Source organism: Brevibacillus sp. YAE8, from assembly GCF_057543335.1.
Window position 1 is genome coordinate 49368 of record NZ_BAAIYG010000029.1, and the last position, 14624, is coordinate 63991.

Consider the following 14624-nt stretch of genomic DNA (forward strand, 5'->3'; position numbering starts at 1 on the left):
TAGCTTTTCTTTATGGGACGGAGGGAATGGACGTGAATATAATTCTGATGGGGCTGCCTGGTGCCGGTAAAGGAACACAGGCAGAACGTATCGTAAAAGAGTTTGACATCCCGCACATTTCGACTGGCGACATGTTCCGGGCAGCGGTTAAAAACGAAACGCCGCTCGGACTGCAAGCCAAATCCTTTATGGATAAAGGTTTGCTTGTTCCCGATGAAGTAGTCATCGGAATTGTGCGGGAGCGCCTCTCGATGGACGACTGCGCAAAGGGATTCCTGCTCGATGGATTTCCGCGCACGGTTCCACAGGCAGAAGCGTTGACAGCTACCCTCAAAGAGCTGGGACGCGAAATCGATCATGTGATTAACATCAACGTTCGTCGCGAGCAATTGATTGAACGTCTGACCGGTCGCTGGATCTGCCCTGTATGTGGAGCTAGCTATCACACGATGTTCAATCCTCCAAAAGAGGCTGGCGTGTGTGACAAAGATGGTGGTAAGCTGTATCAGCGTGATGACGACAAGATCGAAGTGGTAACACAGCGCCTTGATGTCAACATCGCTCAGACTCAGCCACTCATCGACTACTACTCCGCACAGGAACTCCTGCGAGATATCGATGGGGAACAAGATATCCAGGTAGTGTTTGCGGAAATTAAGTCATTGCTAAGAGGGTAATTGCCGAATGATTATCCTGAAGTCGAAAGCAGAACTTGAGGTTATGCGCGAAGCTGGTCGTATCGTCGCACTCACCCATCAAGAGCTGGCCAAGGCGATCAAGCCTGGTGTCACGACAAAGCAGCTAGACGAAATTGCCGAGACATTTATTCGTAGCATGGGAGCAGTTCCATCATTTAAAGGCTACGGTGGCTTTCCAGGTAGTATCTGTGCTTCAGTCAATGAAGAACTCGTACACGGGATCCCAGGGAAACGGGCGTTGCAAGAAGGAGACATCATCAGCATCGACATCGGTGCCCAGTTCCAAGGGTACCATGGAGACTCCGCTTGGACGTATCCGGTCGGCAAGATTTCAGCGGAAAATGAAAAGCTGTTGCGGGTAACGGAAGAATCGCTGTTCAAGGGGCTTGAAAAAGCTGTTCCTGGCGGACGGTTGTCCGATATCTCCCACGCCATTCAAGTTCACGCAGAAGCTGCCGGCTTCACACTCGTCCGCGAGTATGTGGGGCATGGGATTGGGCAAAACTTGCACGAAGATCCGCAGGTTCCTAACTACGGCCCGCCTGATCGGGGTCCACGGTTAAAACCAGGCATGGTGTTGGCAATTGAGCCAATGGTAAATGCCGGCGAACGTTATGTCCGCACATTGGAGGACAATTGGACGGTAGTAACATTGGATCGGAAAACATGTGCTCATTTTGAACACACCATCGCGATTACGGAAGATGGCTATGAGATTTTTACACGAACATAAAGCGGGAGTTCCGAGTGATTCGGGATTGTCGTCCAACGTGTCGACGATAAGTTCGTTGTGTGATCGTTTCGCAAAACTCATGGTCCGACTGAAGAGCAGAAGAAAGGAGAGTTTACCATGGCAAAAGATGATGTAATTGAGGTAGAAGGCACAGTAATTGAGCCTTTGCCGAACGCTATGTTTCGAGTAGAATTGGAGAATGGACACAAAGTTCTCGCTCACGTCTCCGGAAAAATCCGCATGCACTTTATCCGTATCCTGCCGGGGGATAAAGTAACTGTTGAACTGTCGCCGTACGACTTGACCCGCGGACGTATTACGTACCGCTATAAATAGTAAGCAAAACCCCTAGAAAAGGGAGGCAAGAACCATGAAAGTGAGACCTTCGGTTAAACCGATCTGCGAGAAATGCAAGGTTATCCGTCGTAAAGGTAACGTAATGGTTATTTGTGAAAATCCTAAGCATAAGCAAAAACAAGGGTAAACAAGGAGGTGCTTTTGACACATGGCACGTATTGCAGGTGTAGACTTGCCGCGCGAAAAACGCGTTGAAGTTGCTCTTACCTACATTTTTGGTATTGGCCGCCCCACGTCTCAAAAAATTCTGTCCGCTACTGGCGTAGATGTGAACACTCGTGTTCGCGATCTGACAGAAGAAGAAGTTAGCAAACTGCGTGAGTACATCGACAAGAACGTGAAGGTGGAAGGCGATCTCCGTCGTGAGATCTCCCTGAACATCAAACGTCTGATGGAAATCGGATGCTTCCGTGGAATCCGTCACCGTCGTGGACTGCCAGTTCGCGGTCAACGTTCTAAAACAAATGCTCGTACACGTAAAGGCCCACGTCGTACAGTAGCTAACAAGAAGAAGTAAAGGAGGGTAAACTGACATGGCGAAAAGAAAACAGGCTACAGCAACTCGTACCCGTCGTCGTGATCGCAAGAATGTTGAAGTCGGCGTAGCGCACATCCGCTCCACATTCAACAACACGATTGTAACCATCACAGATCCACACGGTAACGCAATCTCTTGGTCCAGTGCTGGTTCCCTCGGCTTCAAAGGCTCCCGTAAAAGCACTCCGTTTGCTGCGCAAATGGCTGCTGAAGCGGCTGCACGTGTTGCTATGGAACATGGCATGCGTTCCCTTGAAGTATCGGTAAAAGGCCCAGGTGCTGGTCGTGAAGCAGCGATCCGTTCCCTGCAAGCAACTGGTCTTGAAGTGAACATGATTAAAGACGTGACGCCAATTCCGCACAACGGTTGCCGTCCACCAAAACGTCGCCGCGTGTAACTGGTTTATATTGTTCAGAACATGTCCATACTAGAATGGTAAATTCTGATTTATAGCTTGTCATGCACGCAAACGGTAAACCGCCGGGGAAATTCCTGAGTGGGCACGTATGCGGCCCACCCAAGGATTTCGACGTTTTGAAGGAGGGTTTGTTTAATGATAGAAATAGAAAAACCAAAAATCGAGGTTGTGGAAGTTAGCGACGACAACTCGTATGGAAAATTTGTTGTAGAACCTCTGGAGCGCGGATACGGAACTACCCTTGGCAACTCGCTGAGACGGATTCTTCTTTCGTCCTTGCCAGGCGCGGCAGTTCGTACTGTTCAAATCGACGGGGTTCTTCACGAGTTCTCTACGGTAGAAGGCGTCGTTGAAGATGTAACCGAGATCATCCTGAACATCAAAGGCTTGGCGCTGAAGATCCATTCCGATGAAGAAAAAGTAATCGAGATCGATGCAGAAGGCGAAGGCGTTGTCAAAGCGGGGGATATCCGTGCTGACAGTGATGTGGAGGTCTTAAACCCTGATCTTCATATTGCAACGTTGGCCAATGGCGGTCGTCTGCATATCCGCATGACAGCTGGACGTGGTCGTGGTTATGTTCAATCAGATGGAAACAAGTCCGAGGATCTGCCTATTGGTGTGATTCCGATTGATTCGATCTATACGCCGATCAAGCGCGTTAACTATCAAGTGGAAAATACCCGCGTAGGGCAAATGACCAACTACGATAAGTTGACACTTGAGGTTTGGACTAACGGCAGCATCAGTCCGGAAGAAGCCGTAAGTCTCGGCGCAAAAATCATGACGGAGCACTTGAACCTGTTTGTCGGTCTGACCGATGAGGCGAAAGATGCTGAGATCATGGTTGAAAAAGAGGAAGACAAGAAAGAAAAAGTGTTGGAGATGACTATCGAAGAGCTGGATCTTTCTGTTCGTTCCTACAACTGCTTGAAGCGTGCCGGTATCAATACCGTGCAAGAGCTGACGCAGAAGACCGAAGAGGACATGATGAAAGTCCGCAACCTGGGTCGCAAATCTCTGGAAGAAGTGCAGGAAAAGCTGGCTGAACTCGGCCTGTCCCTGCGTAGCGACGACTAGAGTAGCAAACCCTGACAGGCAGGCTTTCGTTCTCTCGAGTCTGTCCCCTTTTAGGGGGAGTACAGATCTGGCTTCCCGACAGTAGAGTTTTCTACGTAGTGTTGCCAGCTTGAAAAGGGAGGTAAAGACATGGCATACCGTAAATTGGGTCGTCGTAGTGCAGCTCGTAAAGCGTTGTTCCGCGACTTGGTAACTGACCTAATCATCAACGAGCGCATCGAAACTACAGAGATGAAGGCGAAAGAACTGCGCCCAATCGCTGAGAAAATGGTTACGCTCGCGAAACGCGGCGATCTGCATGCTCGTCGTCAAGTTGCTGCTTTCGTTCGCAAAGAAGTTGCGAATGCAGAAGGTCGCGATGCTGTACAAAAACTGTTCGATGAAATCGCGCCTCGCTTCAAAGAGCGCAACGGTGGATACACTCGTATCCTGAAAGCCGGCCCTCGCCGCGGCGACGCTGCTCCGATGGCGTACATCGAATTCGTTTAATAATGGATAGAAATTGGTCGTTTTACATGGGGAGCGAGACACAACCTCGATACCGGTAATAGACCGTGAAAAGGGTGGGGGCAGATCTGGTCATAGGCTGGACTCTGATTCAACCCTTTTTTTCTTTCTATAAGGAGAAATCCTGCTAGTCTGCGAAGGCTGGGGAGGATGTGGATGCCTCATGAATGAAGAGAACCTGCTGGCACTGCAAGATGTTTCCTATACCTATGATGACGAGAATGGCAGCCGTGTCCCGGTATTGAAGGACGTCGACCTGACCATTCAAAAAGGTTCCTTTGTGTCTGTATTGGGCCATAACGGTTCAGGCAAGTCTACGATGGCGAAGCTGATGAACGCTTTGCTGCTGCCTGAGGGCGGCAAAGTTCTCGTCAGCGGAATGGATACGTCCCAAGGAGAACTGGTGTGGGAGATACGCCGCCATGTAGGCATGGTCTTTCAAAACCCTGACAATCAGATTGTCGGGGCAACAGTGGAAGATGATGTGGCTTTTGGGCTTGAAAACATGGGTGTCGAGCCTGAGCAGATGCGACAGCGTATTGATGAAGCACTGGCCTCGGTAGGGATGGAGCCGTATTTGCTGGCGCAGCCGCACCGGCTGTCAGGTGGACAAAAGCAGCGCGTGGCGATCGCAGGCATTATGGCGATGCGGCCATCGGTCATCATCCTGGACGAAGCGACGGCTATGCTCGATCCCCAGGGCAGGCAGGAAGTGCTGCAACTGGTCAGACGGCTGAATCGCGACGAAGGGATCACCATCATCAACATTACCCATTTTCCCGAAGAAGCGGTCTATTCGGACAAGGTCGTTGTGATGAATGCCGGAGAAGTTCTGATGGAAGGGCCGCCTGGTGACGTGTTCAACCAGGTAGAACGTTTGAAAGCGGTAGGGCTGGATGTGCCATTTGCCGTCCGCCTCCGACACATGTTGGCTTCCAAAGGGATTGATCTACCGTTTGTACTGCACCAAGAGGAGCTGGTGGAGCACGTATGCAGATTACTTTTGACCAGGTAAGCCATATTTACGCAAAAGGAACACCGTTTGAGCGTGTAGCCTTGCACGACATCTCGTTTACGATTCCATCCGGTTCGTTTGTAGGGATTATCGGGCAGACCGGCTCTGGCAAGTCTACGCTGATCCAGCATTTGAACGGCTTGCTTTTGCCTAGCGCTGGGAAAATTACCTTGGGCGACACGGTTATCACCTCGAAGCAGCGTTTGCCTCACGAGCAAAGGCGAAACATCGGGCTTGTTTTCCAATATCCGGAGCATCAACTGTTTGAGGAAACGGTGGCGAAAGACGTTGCCTTCGGGCCTTCGAACTTCGATTTGCCGGAAGCGATGGTAGACGCCCGCGTGAGAGAGGCTCTTGAAATCGTTGGACTGGATTACGAAAAAGTCAAGGACCGTTCGCCTTTTCATATGAGTGGCGGACAAATGCGCCGTGTCGCGTTGGCGGGAGTTCTGGCCATGCAGCCAAAAGTGCTTGTATTGGACGAGCCGACGGCAGGGTTGGACCCGATGGGACGTCAGTTGATTCTCGAAGCGATCTACCGCATTCATCAGGAGCAAAAGCTGACGACGCTATTGGTCACTCACAGCATGGAGGAGGCGGCGAGGTATGCCGACTATATGCTGGTGCTGGCACAGGGCACGGTAGCCTTGCAGGGCAAGCCGGATGAAGTCTTCATGCAGGCAGAACGCCTCCGCGAGCTCGCTTTGGATGTGCCGGAGACAGTCGCTTTTGTGTCGAGGCTGAATCAATTGCTGCCGGACGAGGAAAGTCTGCCAAGCTCCGTTTATCGGGAGGAAGAGTTGCTTGCCCATCTGCTGGAACGACTGGCCGTACCGAAGGAGGGCTAGGCATGCTGCAGAATATTGCCATTGGTCAATACGTACCTGGGCATTCCTTTTTACATCGCGCGGATCCGCGAAGCAAACTGCTCTTTATCATTCTTTTTGCCACGCTCGTCTTTCTGGCTAACAATACGCTCACTTATGCAGTATTGGTCGCCTTTACCCTGTATGCCGGACTGCTCTCCAGGCTGTCGCTTGGGTACATCCTGAAAAGCTTGAAGCCGGTATGGATCTTGATCGTCTTTACCGTCGTCCTGCACATTTTCCTGACAAAAGGCGGCGAGGTGTACTTCCAGTGGGGCTGGTTCACAGTCGAGGAACGCGGGGTGCAGCAAGCGATCTTCATTTCCTTGCGCTTGGGGCTTCTGGTAGTGATTAGCTCGCTGCTGACACTGACCACGTCTCCGATCGATTTGACGGAAGGACTGGAGCGTCTGCTCGGGCCGTTTAGCCGGATTGGCGTTCCGGTGCACGATATCGCCCTGATGATGTCGATTGCGATCCGTTTCATTCCGACCCTGATGGAAGAGACGGATAAAATCATCAAGGCGCAGACTGCCAGGGGAGCCAATTTTACGAGCGGAAGTCTCGTCAAGCGAGCGCAAAACCTGATTCCGATCGCGATCCCGCTGTTCGTCAGCGCGTTTCGCCGGGCAGAGGATCTCGCTTTGGCGATGGAAGCGCGCGGCTATCGCGGCGGAGTCGGGCGGACCAGGCTGCACAAGCTGGCGTTTTCATGGCGAGATGCCGGAATGGCGGTCGCCGGAGTCTTGCTCGCGATTGCGATTGGGTGGTGGCGTGCATGAAGCGGTTGCGCTGTGTTTTGGGATACGATGGAACAGACTTCAGCGGGTTTCAGGTGCAGCCCGATCAGGTGACGGTGCAGGGAGAGATCGAAGCCGCTCTGAAACGAATCACAGGGGAGGATATCCAAATCCACGGTTCGGGTCGTACCGATGCCGGTGTGCACGCGCGCGGACAGGTGATTCATTTTGATACGAACAGCCACATCCCGTTGGACAAGTGGCGGTTTGTGCTCAATAATCAACTGCCTGATGCGATCGTGATCCGGTCTGTAGAAGAGGTGGCAGAGTCTTTTCACGCCCGTTTTGACGTGCGGGTGAAGGAGTATCGGTATTGCATCGACAACAACCCTGTGGCGGATGTATTTCGCCATCGCTATGCCGACCACATCCGCTTTCCGCTGGACGTGGAGGCGATGCAGCAGGCGGCCCGTCATTTGGTCGGAGAGCACGATTTTACGTCCTTTTGCTCGGCGAAGACATTTGTCGAGGACAAGGTGCGAACCGTGTATAGCCTGACTGTGGAGCGCTCTGGCGGCGAAGTGTGGGTAACGTGCCGCGGCAACGGCTTTTTGTACAACATGGTGCGCATTATTGTGGGCACCTTGGTGGAGGTCGGGCAAGGCAAACGCCATCCCGATGAGCTGAAAAAAATCCTTGCGGCACGTGATCGGGAGATGGCAGGAAAGACAGCGCCAGCCAAAGGTTTGACCATGTGGGAAGTCGTCTATTAGCAGACGGATTTCCAACTATTAGACCAGGTGGAGGCACTTGACTACGAGACTGCGATGTAGTACGATATTCCTTGGTATTTTAACCCCGCCTAGCCCCACTCTAGCCCCGGGATTGAAAGACAAGATCGTGATTAATGGAACACCTGGAAGAGTTGCTCACCCGTTAACAGCAATTATCTTCCATTGCAAGTTTCGGCTGTTTTGGTTATAAGTAGATGGACATGTAAAGGTAAGATATTTAGGAGGGACAAAAATGCGTACCACATATATGGCGAAACCGCTCGAAGTTGAGCGCAAATGGTACATCGTTGACGCAGAAGGCCAAACGCTGGGCCGTCTGGCAAGCGAAGTAGCTTCTATCCTGCGCGGCAAATTGAAACCTGAATTCACTCCACACGTTGACGCTGGCGATTTCGTAATCGTAATCAACGCTGACAAAGTGAAATTGACTGGTAACAAGCTGCAAGACAAAATCTACTACACTCACTCCCTGTATCCAGGCGGTCTGAAAAAGACTACTGCTGGCGACATGCTGAACAAAAAACCAGCTCGTATGTTCGAACTGGCTGTAAAAGGCATGCTGCCTAAAAACAGCTTGGGACGTCAAATGTTCACTAAGCTGAAAGTTTACGCTGGCACTGAGCATCCTCATGCAGCACAAAAACCAGAAGTTTGGCAAATTCGCGGTTAAGGTAAAGGGAGGAAATATACGTGGCACAAGTACAATACTACGGTACAGGTCGTCGTAAGCACTCCGTAGCACGTGTTCGCCTGGTTCCAGGTGAAGGTCGCATTGTGATTAACAAACGTGAAATGGATACTTACTTTGGTTTGGAAACACTGAAATTGATCGTAAAACAACCACTCGTTCTGACTGAAACTCTCGGTCGTTACGATGTACTGGTTAACGTAAACGGCGGCGGAACAACTGGCCAAGCTGGTGCAATCCGTCACGGCGTTGCTCGCGCTCTGCTGAAAGCAGATCCAGAACTGCGCGGCGCTCTGAAACGCGCTGGCTTCCTGACTCGCGACCCTCGCATGAAAGAACGTAAAAAATACGGCTTGAAAGCAGCTCGTCGCGCACCTCAATTCTCCAAACGCTAATATTTACGTTTGCCAAGGCTCTCGAACTTTACGGTTCGGGAGCCTTTTTGCGCTATTTGGAAAAACGCTGCAAAAAGCACGAACCGTTGCACGTAGCAAGCCCCGAGCCGATCCGGCTTATGTGTGGAATATTTGTCCATGTTTGTCCATATGATGGAACGAGAATGGGACAAAGGGGACGATACGCCGTGACACGAAAAGGGGTAGGCTGGATACTGGCTTTCGCTTTACTGGTGGTGCTGTTCACCTACGAATCACCGGATCGTTCGTCGTGGACGGCATGGTCACTGCCGCTGACAGGAACCGTTATTGCCATTGACCCGGGCCACGGGGGAAAAGATGGTGGCGCTGTATCCAGCTCGGGGGATGTGGTAGAAAAAGAGGTGACGCTCGCAATCAGTATGTACTTGCGCGATTTCCTCCAGCAGTCAGGCGCGTTTGTCATCATGACGCGGGAGGAAGACAAGGATTTGGCTTCGCCGGAGGCTGACCTGGCGAAAAGAAGAAAGGCAGAAGACATTCGCAACCGGGTGAAGCTGGTGAACGACAGCTCTCCCGATTTTTTGGTCAGCATTCACGTCAATTCCATACCGTCTCCCAAATGGTCGGGAGCGCAAACGTTTTACTCGCCTGCGTTTAAAAAAAGCGCGGAAGTATCCTATCTGATTCAGGATGAGATCAAGCGGGTGCTGGGAAATACGGATCGTGTTCCGAGCAAGACCAATAACGTGTTTCTGATTCGCGAGGTCAACTGCCCGGCAGTGTTGGTCGAGGTCGGATTCGTCAGCAACACAGAAGAAGCGAAACGGCTGCAAAGCCCGGAGTACCAAAAGGCGATGGCGAATGCCATCTACCAGGGCATTTTGCGGCAGTACTCCGGCGAAAAGGCGCCAATTGCACCTTGAGCGGGCGGTGGCTGTGTCCCGCCCGTCCGAATGTGCTATAATGAACGCGCAAACCATCTTGCAAAGTAAAGTTTGGGGAAAAATGATTGCCAAGACGATATAGATGAGGTGAACAACCAATGTTGACCAGAGAACAAATTCTGGAAGCGCTGCGTGATGTGAAGGACCCTGAAATCAATCGTAGCCTGGTCGAGCTGAACATGATCCGCGACATCCGCGTTGAGGGCGCTACAGTGAGCCTGACAGTCGTTCTGACGATCTCCGGCTGTCCTCTCAAGGCCAAGATCGAAGACGACGTCATAGGGGCTGTGAAAGCGCTTGGAGCGGAGGAAGTGCGCGTGCAGTTCGGCTCGATGACAGACGAGGAGCGAGCAGCCTTGAGCGCCCAGCTCCGCAACAGCCAGGGCGGACAAACGCACAACATGACGCCGGGACAAGCTCCCCTGCTCAATCCGATTTTGGCCAAGGACTCGAACACAACATTTATTGCCATTACGTCCGGTAAAGGCGGCGTAGGGAAGTCGACGGTCACCGTCAACCTAGCCGTGGCCCTGGCTCGTTTGGGGAAAAAGGTCGGCATTATCGACGCCGACATCTACGGCTTCAGCGTGCCGGACATGATGAACATCGACCAGCGCCCGACTGTAATTGGCGAAACGATTCTGCCTGTAGAAAAGCAAAGCGTGAAGGTCATGTCCATGGGCTTCTTCGTAGAGGACAACTCGCCGATCATCTGGCGCGGTCCGATGCTCGGAAAAATGTTGCGCAATTTCTTTACGGAAGTGCATTGGGGCGAAGAGCTGGACTACTTGCTGCTGGACTTGCCGCCAGGAACGGGTGACATGGCTTTGGATGTACACACGATGATTCCGCAAAGCATGGAGATTGTCGTGACGACGCCGCATCCTACGGCAGCTTTTGTCGCGGCGCGTGCCGGGGCGATGGCCAAACGGACAGGACACGAAATTCTCGGTGTCGTGGAAAACATGGCCTGGTACGAAGCCAAGGACGGCTCCAAAGAGTACGTCTTCGGCCGTGGAGGCGGCGGGAAGCTGGCGGAGACGCTGGCGACCGAGCTTTTGGCGCAAATTCCGTTGGGACAGCCAGACAACCACCCATCTGAGCCGGATTATTCTCCTTCTGTTTATCGGGAAAGCTCCGAAATCGGCCAGTTGTATCGGGACATGGCAAAACGCGTGATTGAAAAATGCGAGCAGAAATAAGCGCAAAAGATACAAAAAGGTGGGCTCTGGATGAGAGCTCACCTTTTTTTCTTAGGAGGATTCGCCACCGGAGTCTCCGCTTTCTCCACTTTCCCCGCTGCCGCCGCCTTTGCCTTTTTTCTTAGGCTTCAGTTCTTTCGGCTTTGTCAGGTCTTCGGAAACCTTGGTCATGATCTTCATCAGCTCCGCCTGGAACAACGGGCTTTGCAAGGATTCCTTCATGATCTGCATGGTTTGCTGACGGTAAGCGGCGCTTTTCATTAAATCCATGAGATTTTTTTCAAACTCGGGGTCCTTCATTACGCTGATGAGCTGCTTTTGGTACTCGGGGTCTTTCATCAAATCCTTCATCAGCGTTTTTTGTTCGTCCTTCATCGACTTGGCCAATGTGCTGGCGAATTTCGGGTCTTTGAAGGCCTCTTTGATGTGGGAGCTGTTCGGATTGGTCATGCTTTGTATCAAAGTGGTGCGGACAGTGGACTCGTCAATCATCAGGCTTTGCTTGAACTTTTCATCCTTCATCATCTTGCCAACCGATTGCTTCGCTTCGTCAGTCTGCAATATGTCCAGCACCATGTCTTTGACGCTTTTATAATCAGGCTGAGACGAACCTTGCGCTTGCCCGCCGCCTGAGCAACTGGATAGTACCAGACAGACAATTGCGGAGAGCCAAAAAGACAATGCCTTTTTTCTCATGGGGTGGACACCTCCTTCTTTACTCTGCCTAAGAGTAACGTGCGCATTTTGTTTTGTTCTTACGCTAGTATTTTCTTGTATCCATTGGTACAATCATATTCGATGTGGAATGGAGGGAATGTTTGGTGAGTTTGCGAAAGTATGGCTGGCTCTTTGTCACCACGTTGCTCTTGGGTGGACTGGGAGGCGTCCTGGTCGCCTTTATTTTTGATTTGGATAAGCTGTTGGAAGGCAGCGCAGGCAACTTTTTTGTCGGCACGCTGATGTATCTTTTGTATGGGATGACCATTAGTATTGTGGCCCAGATGGGTTTTTTTGCGTATATGACGATTAATTATTTTGCCAAAACGATTTTCAAGACCCCTTCCCTGTGGAAGAGCGTTCAAGTTTTTTTCATCCTGTTTGTCTTTTTTGATATGATTTACCTCCGCTACACGTCGCTTGGCGAAGGAAAAGGAATCGGGCCGTACTTTATCGAGCCGGTTTTGCTGCTGATTGTCGCCCTGGCTGCCGCTTATGGAAAAGTAAAGCTGACGAACAGAACGGCGTGGGTTCCCACGATGTTTTTCATGTTTGTGGTAACGGCTCTGGAATGGATTCCGGCCCTGAAGGAAGACAACGTGCATGCGACCTTGTCCATGCTCGTCCCTTTACTGTTTTGCAACGTATGGCAAGTGATGCATTTGCACCGCTTGGTAAAAAGAGAAAGCTGACCTTTATCCGGTCAGCTTTTTTTGTGGATTTTTCTTTCGGATAAGCAAAAAAGGGCTTCGCCAAAGGCTTGGCGCAGCCACGTTTTCTGCTGGCGAGGGACGAGGTTTTTTTGAACGTTTAATTGACTTCTTTGCTCTGGATGCTGGTGCCGGCGATCAGCTCGGATACGGTGACGAATTCGTATCCTTGCTTGCGTAGCTGGTCGATAATGACGGGGAGGGCAAGATGCGTCTCCTTGGCGGAATCGCTCGCATGCATCAGGATGATGTCGCCGGGATGGGCTTTGGACAGGACGTTTTGGACGATGACGTCTTTTTTCGGCTCGATCCAGTCCTTGGAGTCCGTATCCCATTGGACGACCGTATAGCCCATGCGGTTGGCGATTTCCAGCACACGCTTGTCAAAATCGCCGTTTGGCATCCGAATCAAGGTCGGTTTTTTTCCAGTCATCTCTGTCAGGATGGAATCGGCCTTCGCAATCTGGCTGCGAATTTCTTCATCCGTGTATTTGCTGTAGTTGTCGTGTTTATGGCCATGCGAACCGATTTCCAGTCCCGTCTCCTTGATCCTTTTCACAATTTCCGGATGGCGCTGGCTCCAGGGAGAGGACAGGAAGAAGGTCGCCTTGCTCACATTTTTTTCTTTCAGCACATCGAGAATAGGGAGTGCGCGGGTTTCTCCCCAACTGATGTCAAAGGTGAGAGCAATTTTCTTCTCCTTGGTGTCTACCTTGTAGATTGCCTGGGGCCCCTGCTTGTTGCCGCTGCTGGAAAAAGCCGAGATTGTATCGCGTTCCGCATAGCCAATGCCTACTGTCAGCAGAATGGCTGCTGCGATGATGAGGATTTGCTTCAAACGGTTGGCACTCACGACATAAATGAATTTCATGGATAGGCACCTCCTTTGTCCGATAACAGTTTATGCAGGGAAGACAAGGATATTCTTTGGCCTGTTGGCTATTGTTGAGGTACAATGCATATAGTGAATGTAAGAGGCAGTAAAGGAGCGTGGCTCATGAACAAAAGACTGCAGCGTCTGTGGTTGGATAACAAACGATTTTTTCTGGCCGCTTGTCTCATTTTTTTCGGGGGCGGTTTAATTGGCTATTTGCAGGCTCCCGCTGTGGAACCCGTGGTGCAGAGCCTGATGGGGCAACTGAAAGAAATTGCGGATCGGATCAAAGAGAGCGGGGGAGGCGTGTTCGCTACGTTTTGGATGATTTTTTCCAACAACGTGCTCAGCTCCTTGATGATGATGGCTCTCGGATTGTTTTTTGCATTCTTTCCCATAATTGGAATGCTGGCGAACGGGATTCTGCTCGGGTATATCATCGCGAAATACAGTGCGATTGGAATTAGCCCGTGGCTGATTTTTGGCGCAGGCATTTTGCCGCACGGGATTTTTGAACTGCCTGCTGTCCTGTTTGCCGCGGGAATCGGCATACGGTTTGGGATACTCAGCCTGCGATCTGTCGGGGTGCTGTTTGTGCCACACAATCAGGAGCGCGTGAAAAATGACTGGTACGACACCCTCAAGCAATTTCCAACTGCGGTGTTGACCGTCATCGGATTGCTTCTGATTGCGGGGATCGTAGAGAGTTCGATTACGCCTCTTATTCTCAAAGCAACGATTGGGGAACAAATGCAGCAACTAAACTTGCTGAAATAATTCAGAGTTGCCAACAAATTGAAGCCTTCCTAAACGGGAGGCTTTTTAATTTGAATAGGGTTGAATTGTGATGGAAAGGATAGAGGTGAGACTCGTAAGGCGGAGGCGATATCGTTGTTAGGGTTTTTGTTTAATGCCAAAGAAGTGCAAGAACTAGAGTACTTGTTGAAGCGGGAGCTCGAAGAAATGCTGCTCGACTTTAGCGATAAACGAATCGATTATTTGGTGAAACGCGCTATGGAGGAACGCTACTCCATCATGTTCCGCATGTATGCCAGAATAGCCTCTCCCAATGAGCTTTCCAAGTACGTGAGACGCAGAAAACTGGGCGAGGAGCATTTCACCTGAAATCTTTTTTAAAAAACCTATTGACTCTCATATGCATGACATGATAGATTAGTTCTTGTCCTCGAGACGCCATCACGAAAAACGATGAACGCTCAGCGGACAGCAATCAGTAATTGCTCCTTGAAAACTGAACAGCGAAAGCGTTGATGAGTCTATCATTAAATGATTTGCCAGCTTTGAACCAGTAACAAACTTTATTGGAGAGTTTGATCCTGGCTCAGGACGAACGCTGGCGGCGTGC

At 51.0% G+C, this 14624-nt stretch carries 21 protein-coding genes; 19 read left to right on the forward strand and 2 right to left on the reverse strand.

What is annotated here, in order from left to right; translation table 11 throughout:
• Window positions 1–32: 32 nt before the first annotated feature.
• The 16 genes from AC27IT_RS23325 (at window position 33) to AC27IT_RS23400 (ending at window position 10957) form a co-directional block, all read left to right on the forward strand.
• The gene (locus AC27IT_RS23325; protein ID WP_005828811.1) at window positions 33–677 is read left to right on the forward strand and encodes an adenylate kinase; all 645 of its coding nucleotides are present in this window, start codon (window positions 33–35) and stop codon (window positions 675–677) included.
• Between the two features lie 7 nt (window positions 678–684).
• Window positions 685–1431, forward strand: a complete 747-nt coding sequence (gene map / locus AC27IT_RS23330) for a type I methionyl aminopeptidase (protein WP_005828809.1) — start codon at window positions 685–687, stop codon at window positions 1429–1431.
• A 117-nt stretch (window positions 1432–1548) separates the two neighbouring features.
• A complete protein-coding gene (gene infA, locus AC27IT_RS23335; protein WP_003333772.1) occupies window positions 1549–1767 on the forward strand; it encodes a translation initiation factor IF-1 in 219 nt (72 codons plus the stop codon).
• Between the two features lie 34 nt (window positions 1768–1801).
• On the forward strand, window positions 1802–1915 hold the full coding sequence (gene rpmJ, locus AC27IT_RS23340) for a 50S ribosomal protein L36 (RefSeq protein WP_003333770.1): 114 nt from the start codon (window positions 1802–1804) through the stop codon (window positions 1913–1915).
• 21 nt (window positions 1916–1936) lie between these two features.
• Window positions 1937–2305, forward strand: coding sequence for a 30S ribosomal protein S13 (gene rpsM, locus AC27IT_RS23345; protein WP_005828805.1), 369 nt, complete (start codon window positions 1937–1939; stop codon window positions 2303–2305).
• A 16-nt stretch (window positions 2306–2321) separates the two neighbouring features.
• Window positions 2322–2723 (forward strand): 30S ribosomal protein S11, encoded by a 402-nt coding sequence (gene rpsK / locus AC27IT_RS23350; protein ID WP_005828803.1) that lies wholly within the window; start codon window positions 2322–2324, stop codon window positions 2721–2723.
• Window positions 2724–2879: 156 nt separating this feature from the next.
• Window positions 2880–3824, forward strand: coding sequence for a DNA-directed RNA polymerase subunit alpha (locus tag AC27IT_RS23355; RefSeq protein WP_005828801.1), 945 nt, complete (start codon window positions 2880–2882; stop codon window positions 3822–3824).
• 129 nt (window positions 3825–3953) lie between these two features.
• Complete coding sequence (rplQ, locus tag AC27IT_RS23360; protein ID WP_005828799.1) at window positions 3954–4313, forward strand: 50S ribosomal protein L17; 360 nt, start codon at window positions 3954–3956, stop codon at window positions 4311–4313.
• Window positions 4314–4494: 181 nt separating this feature from the next.
• Window positions 4495–5346 (forward strand): energy-coupling factor transporter ATPase, encoded by an 852-nt coding sequence (locus AC27IT_RS23365; protein WP_005828797.1) that lies wholly within the window; start codon window positions 4495–4497, stop codon window positions 5344–5346.
• Complete coding sequence (locus AC27IT_RS23370) at window positions 5322–6194, forward strand: energy-coupling factor transporter ATPase (protein WP_005828795.1); 873 nt, start codon at window positions 5322–5324, stop codon at window positions 6192–6194. The genes AC27IT_RS23365 and AC27IT_RS23370 overlap by 25 nt, the downstream gene beginning before the upstream one ends.
• A 2-nt stretch (window positions 6195–6196) precedes the next feature.
• Entirely contained in the window at window positions 6197–6994 is a 798-nt protein-coding gene (locus AC27IT_RS23375) for an energy-coupling factor transporter transmembrane component T family protein (protein ID WP_005828793.1), read from the forward strand.
• The gene (gene truA / locus AC27IT_RS23380; protein ID WP_005828791.1) at window positions 6991–7725 is read left to right on the forward strand and encodes a tRNA pseudouridine(38-40) synthase TruA; all 735 of its coding nucleotides are present in this window, start codon (window positions 6991–6993) and stop codon (window positions 7723–7725) included. Before AC27IT_RS23375 ends, truA begins: the two co-directional genes overlap by 4 nt.
• A 253-nt stretch (window positions 7726–7978) precedes the next feature.
• Entirely contained in the window at window positions 7979–8416 is a 438-nt protein-coding gene (rplM, locus tag AC27IT_RS23385; protein ID WP_005828789.1) for a 50S ribosomal protein L13, read from the forward strand.
• A 20-nt stretch (window positions 8417–8436) separates the two neighbouring features.
• Window positions 8437–8829 carry a 30S ribosomal protein S9 gene (rpsI, locus tag AC27IT_RS23390; RefSeq protein WP_005828788.1) on the forward strand — a complete coding sequence of 131 codons (393 nt, stop codon included), beginning with the start codon at window positions 8437–8439 and terminating at the stop codon, window positions 8827–8829.
• 188 nt (window positions 8830–9017) lie between these two features.
• A complete protein-coding gene (cwlD, locus tag AC27IT_RS23395; RefSeq protein ID WP_005828786.1) occupies window positions 9018–9734 on the forward strand; it encodes an N-acetylmuramoyl-L-alanine amidase CwlD in 717 nt (238 codons plus the stop codon).
• 119 nt (window positions 9735–9853) lie between these two features.
• Window positions 9854–10957, forward strand: coding sequence for a P-loop NTPase (locus AC27IT_RS23400; protein ID WP_005828785.1), 1104 nt, complete (start codon window positions 9854–9856; stop codon window positions 10955–10957).
• A gap of 51 nt (window positions 10958–11008) precedes the next feature.
• Here the strand turns inward: AC27IT_RS23400 and gerD are convergent, their stop codons facing one another.
• Window positions 11009–11653, reverse strand: coding sequence for a spore germination lipoprotein GerD (gene gerD / locus AC27IT_RS23405; RefSeq protein WP_025845221.1), 645 nt, complete (start codon window positions 11651–11653; stop codon window positions 11009–11011).
• 125 nt (window positions 11654–11778) lie between these two features.
• Between gerD and AC27IT_RS23410 the strand changes: the two genes are divergently transcribed.
• The gene (locus tag AC27IT_RS23410; protein WP_026556986.1) at window positions 11779–12366 is read left to right on the forward strand and encodes a KinB-signaling pathway activation protein; all 588 of its coding nucleotides are present in this window, start codon (window positions 11779–11781) and stop codon (window positions 12364–12366) included.
• 118 nt (window positions 12367–12484) lie between these two features.
• Here the strand turns inward: AC27IT_RS23410 and pdaB are convergent, their stop codons facing one another.
• The gene (pdaB, locus tag AC27IT_RS23415) at window positions 12485–13255 is read right to left on the reverse strand and encodes a polysaccharide deacetylase family sporulation protein PdaB (RefSeq protein WP_025845218.1); all 771 of its coding nucleotides are present in this window, start codon (window positions 13253–13255) and stop codon (window positions 12485–12487) included.
• A 126-nt stretch (window positions 13256–13381) separates the two neighbouring features.
• Between pdaB and AC27IT_RS23420 the strand changes: the two genes are divergently transcribed.
• Together AC27IT_RS23420 and AC27IT_RS23425 are read left to right on the forward strand one after the other, a co-directional pair.
• Window positions 13382–14035: a stage II sporulation protein M gene (locus AC27IT_RS23420; protein ID WP_005828776.1), complete on the forward strand. Its 654-nt coding sequence runs from the start codon at window positions 13382–13384 to the stop codon at window positions 14033–14035.
• A 114-nt stretch (window positions 14036–14149) separates the two neighbouring features.
• A complete protein-coding gene (locus AC27IT_RS23425) occupies window positions 14150–14383 on the forward strand; it encodes a hypothetical protein (RefSeq protein WP_007787097.1) in 234 nt (77 codons plus the stop codon).
• Window positions 14384–14624 lie beyond the last annotated feature (241 nt).

Excerpts from the sequence above, each read along its gene's own strand:
- map (WP_005828809.1), top strand. The coding sequence starts at position 685 with ATGATTATCCTGAAGTCGAAAGCAGAACTTGAGGTTATGCGCGAAGCT.
- infA (WP_003333772.1), top strand. The coding sequence starts at position 1,549 with ATGGCAAAAGATGATGTAATTGAGGTAGAAGGCACAGTAATTGAGCCT.
- rpmJ (WP_003333770.1), top strand. The coding sequence starts at position 1,802 with ATGAAAGTGAGACCTTCGGTTAAACCGATCTGCGAGAAATGCAAGGTT.
- rpsM (WP_005828805.1), top strand. The coding sequence starts at position 1,937 with ATGGCACGTATTGCAGGTGTAGACTTGCCGCGCGAAAAACGCGTTGAA.
- rpsK (WP_005828803.1), top strand. The coding sequence starts at position 2,322 with ATGGCGAAAAGAAAACAGGCTACAGCAACTCGTACCCGTCGTCGTGAT.
- AC27IT_RS23355 (WP_005828801.1), top strand. The coding sequence starts at position 2,880 with ATGATAGAAATAGAAAAACCAAAAATCGAGGTTGTGGAAGTTAGCGAC.
- rplQ (WP_005828799.1), top strand. The coding sequence starts at position 3,954 with ATGGCATACCGTAAATTGGGTCGTCGTAGTGCAGCTCGTAAAGCGTTG.
- AC27IT_RS23365 (WP_005828797.1), top strand. The coding sequence starts at position 4,495 with ATGAATGAAGAGAACCTGCTGGCACTGCAAGATGTTTCCTATACCTAT.
- AC27IT_RS23370 (WP_005828795.1), top strand. The coding sequence starts at position 5,322 with ATGCAGATTACTTTTGACCAGGTAAGCCATATTTACGCAAAAGGAACA.
- AC27IT_RS23375 (WP_005828793.1), top strand. The coding sequence starts at position 6,197 with ATGCTGCAGAATATTGCCATTGGTCAATACGTACCTGGGCATTCCTTT.
- truA (WP_005828791.1), top strand. The coding sequence starts at position 6,991 with ATGAAGCGGTTGCGCTGTGTTTTGGGATACGATGGAACAGACTTCAGC.
- rplM (WP_005828789.1), top strand. The coding sequence starts at position 7,979 with ATGCGTACCACATATATGGCGAAACCGCTCGAAGTTGAGCGCAAATGG.
- AC27IT_RS23400 (WP_005828785.1), top strand. The coding sequence starts at position 9,854 with ATGTTGACCAGAGAACAAATTCTGGAAGCGCTGCGTGATGTGAAGGAC.
- gerD (WP_025845221.1), bottom strand. The coding sequence starts at position 11,653 with ATGAGAAAAAAGGCATTGTCTTTTTGGCTCTCCGCAATTGTCTGTCTG.
- pdaB (WP_025845218.1), bottom strand. The coding sequence starts at position 13,255 with ATGAAATTCATTTATGTCGTGAGTGCCAACCGTTTGAAGCAAATCCTC.
- AC27IT_RS23420 (WP_005828776.1), top strand. The coding sequence starts at position 13,382 with ATGAACAAAAGACTGCAGCGTCTGTGGTTGGATAACAAACGATTTTTT.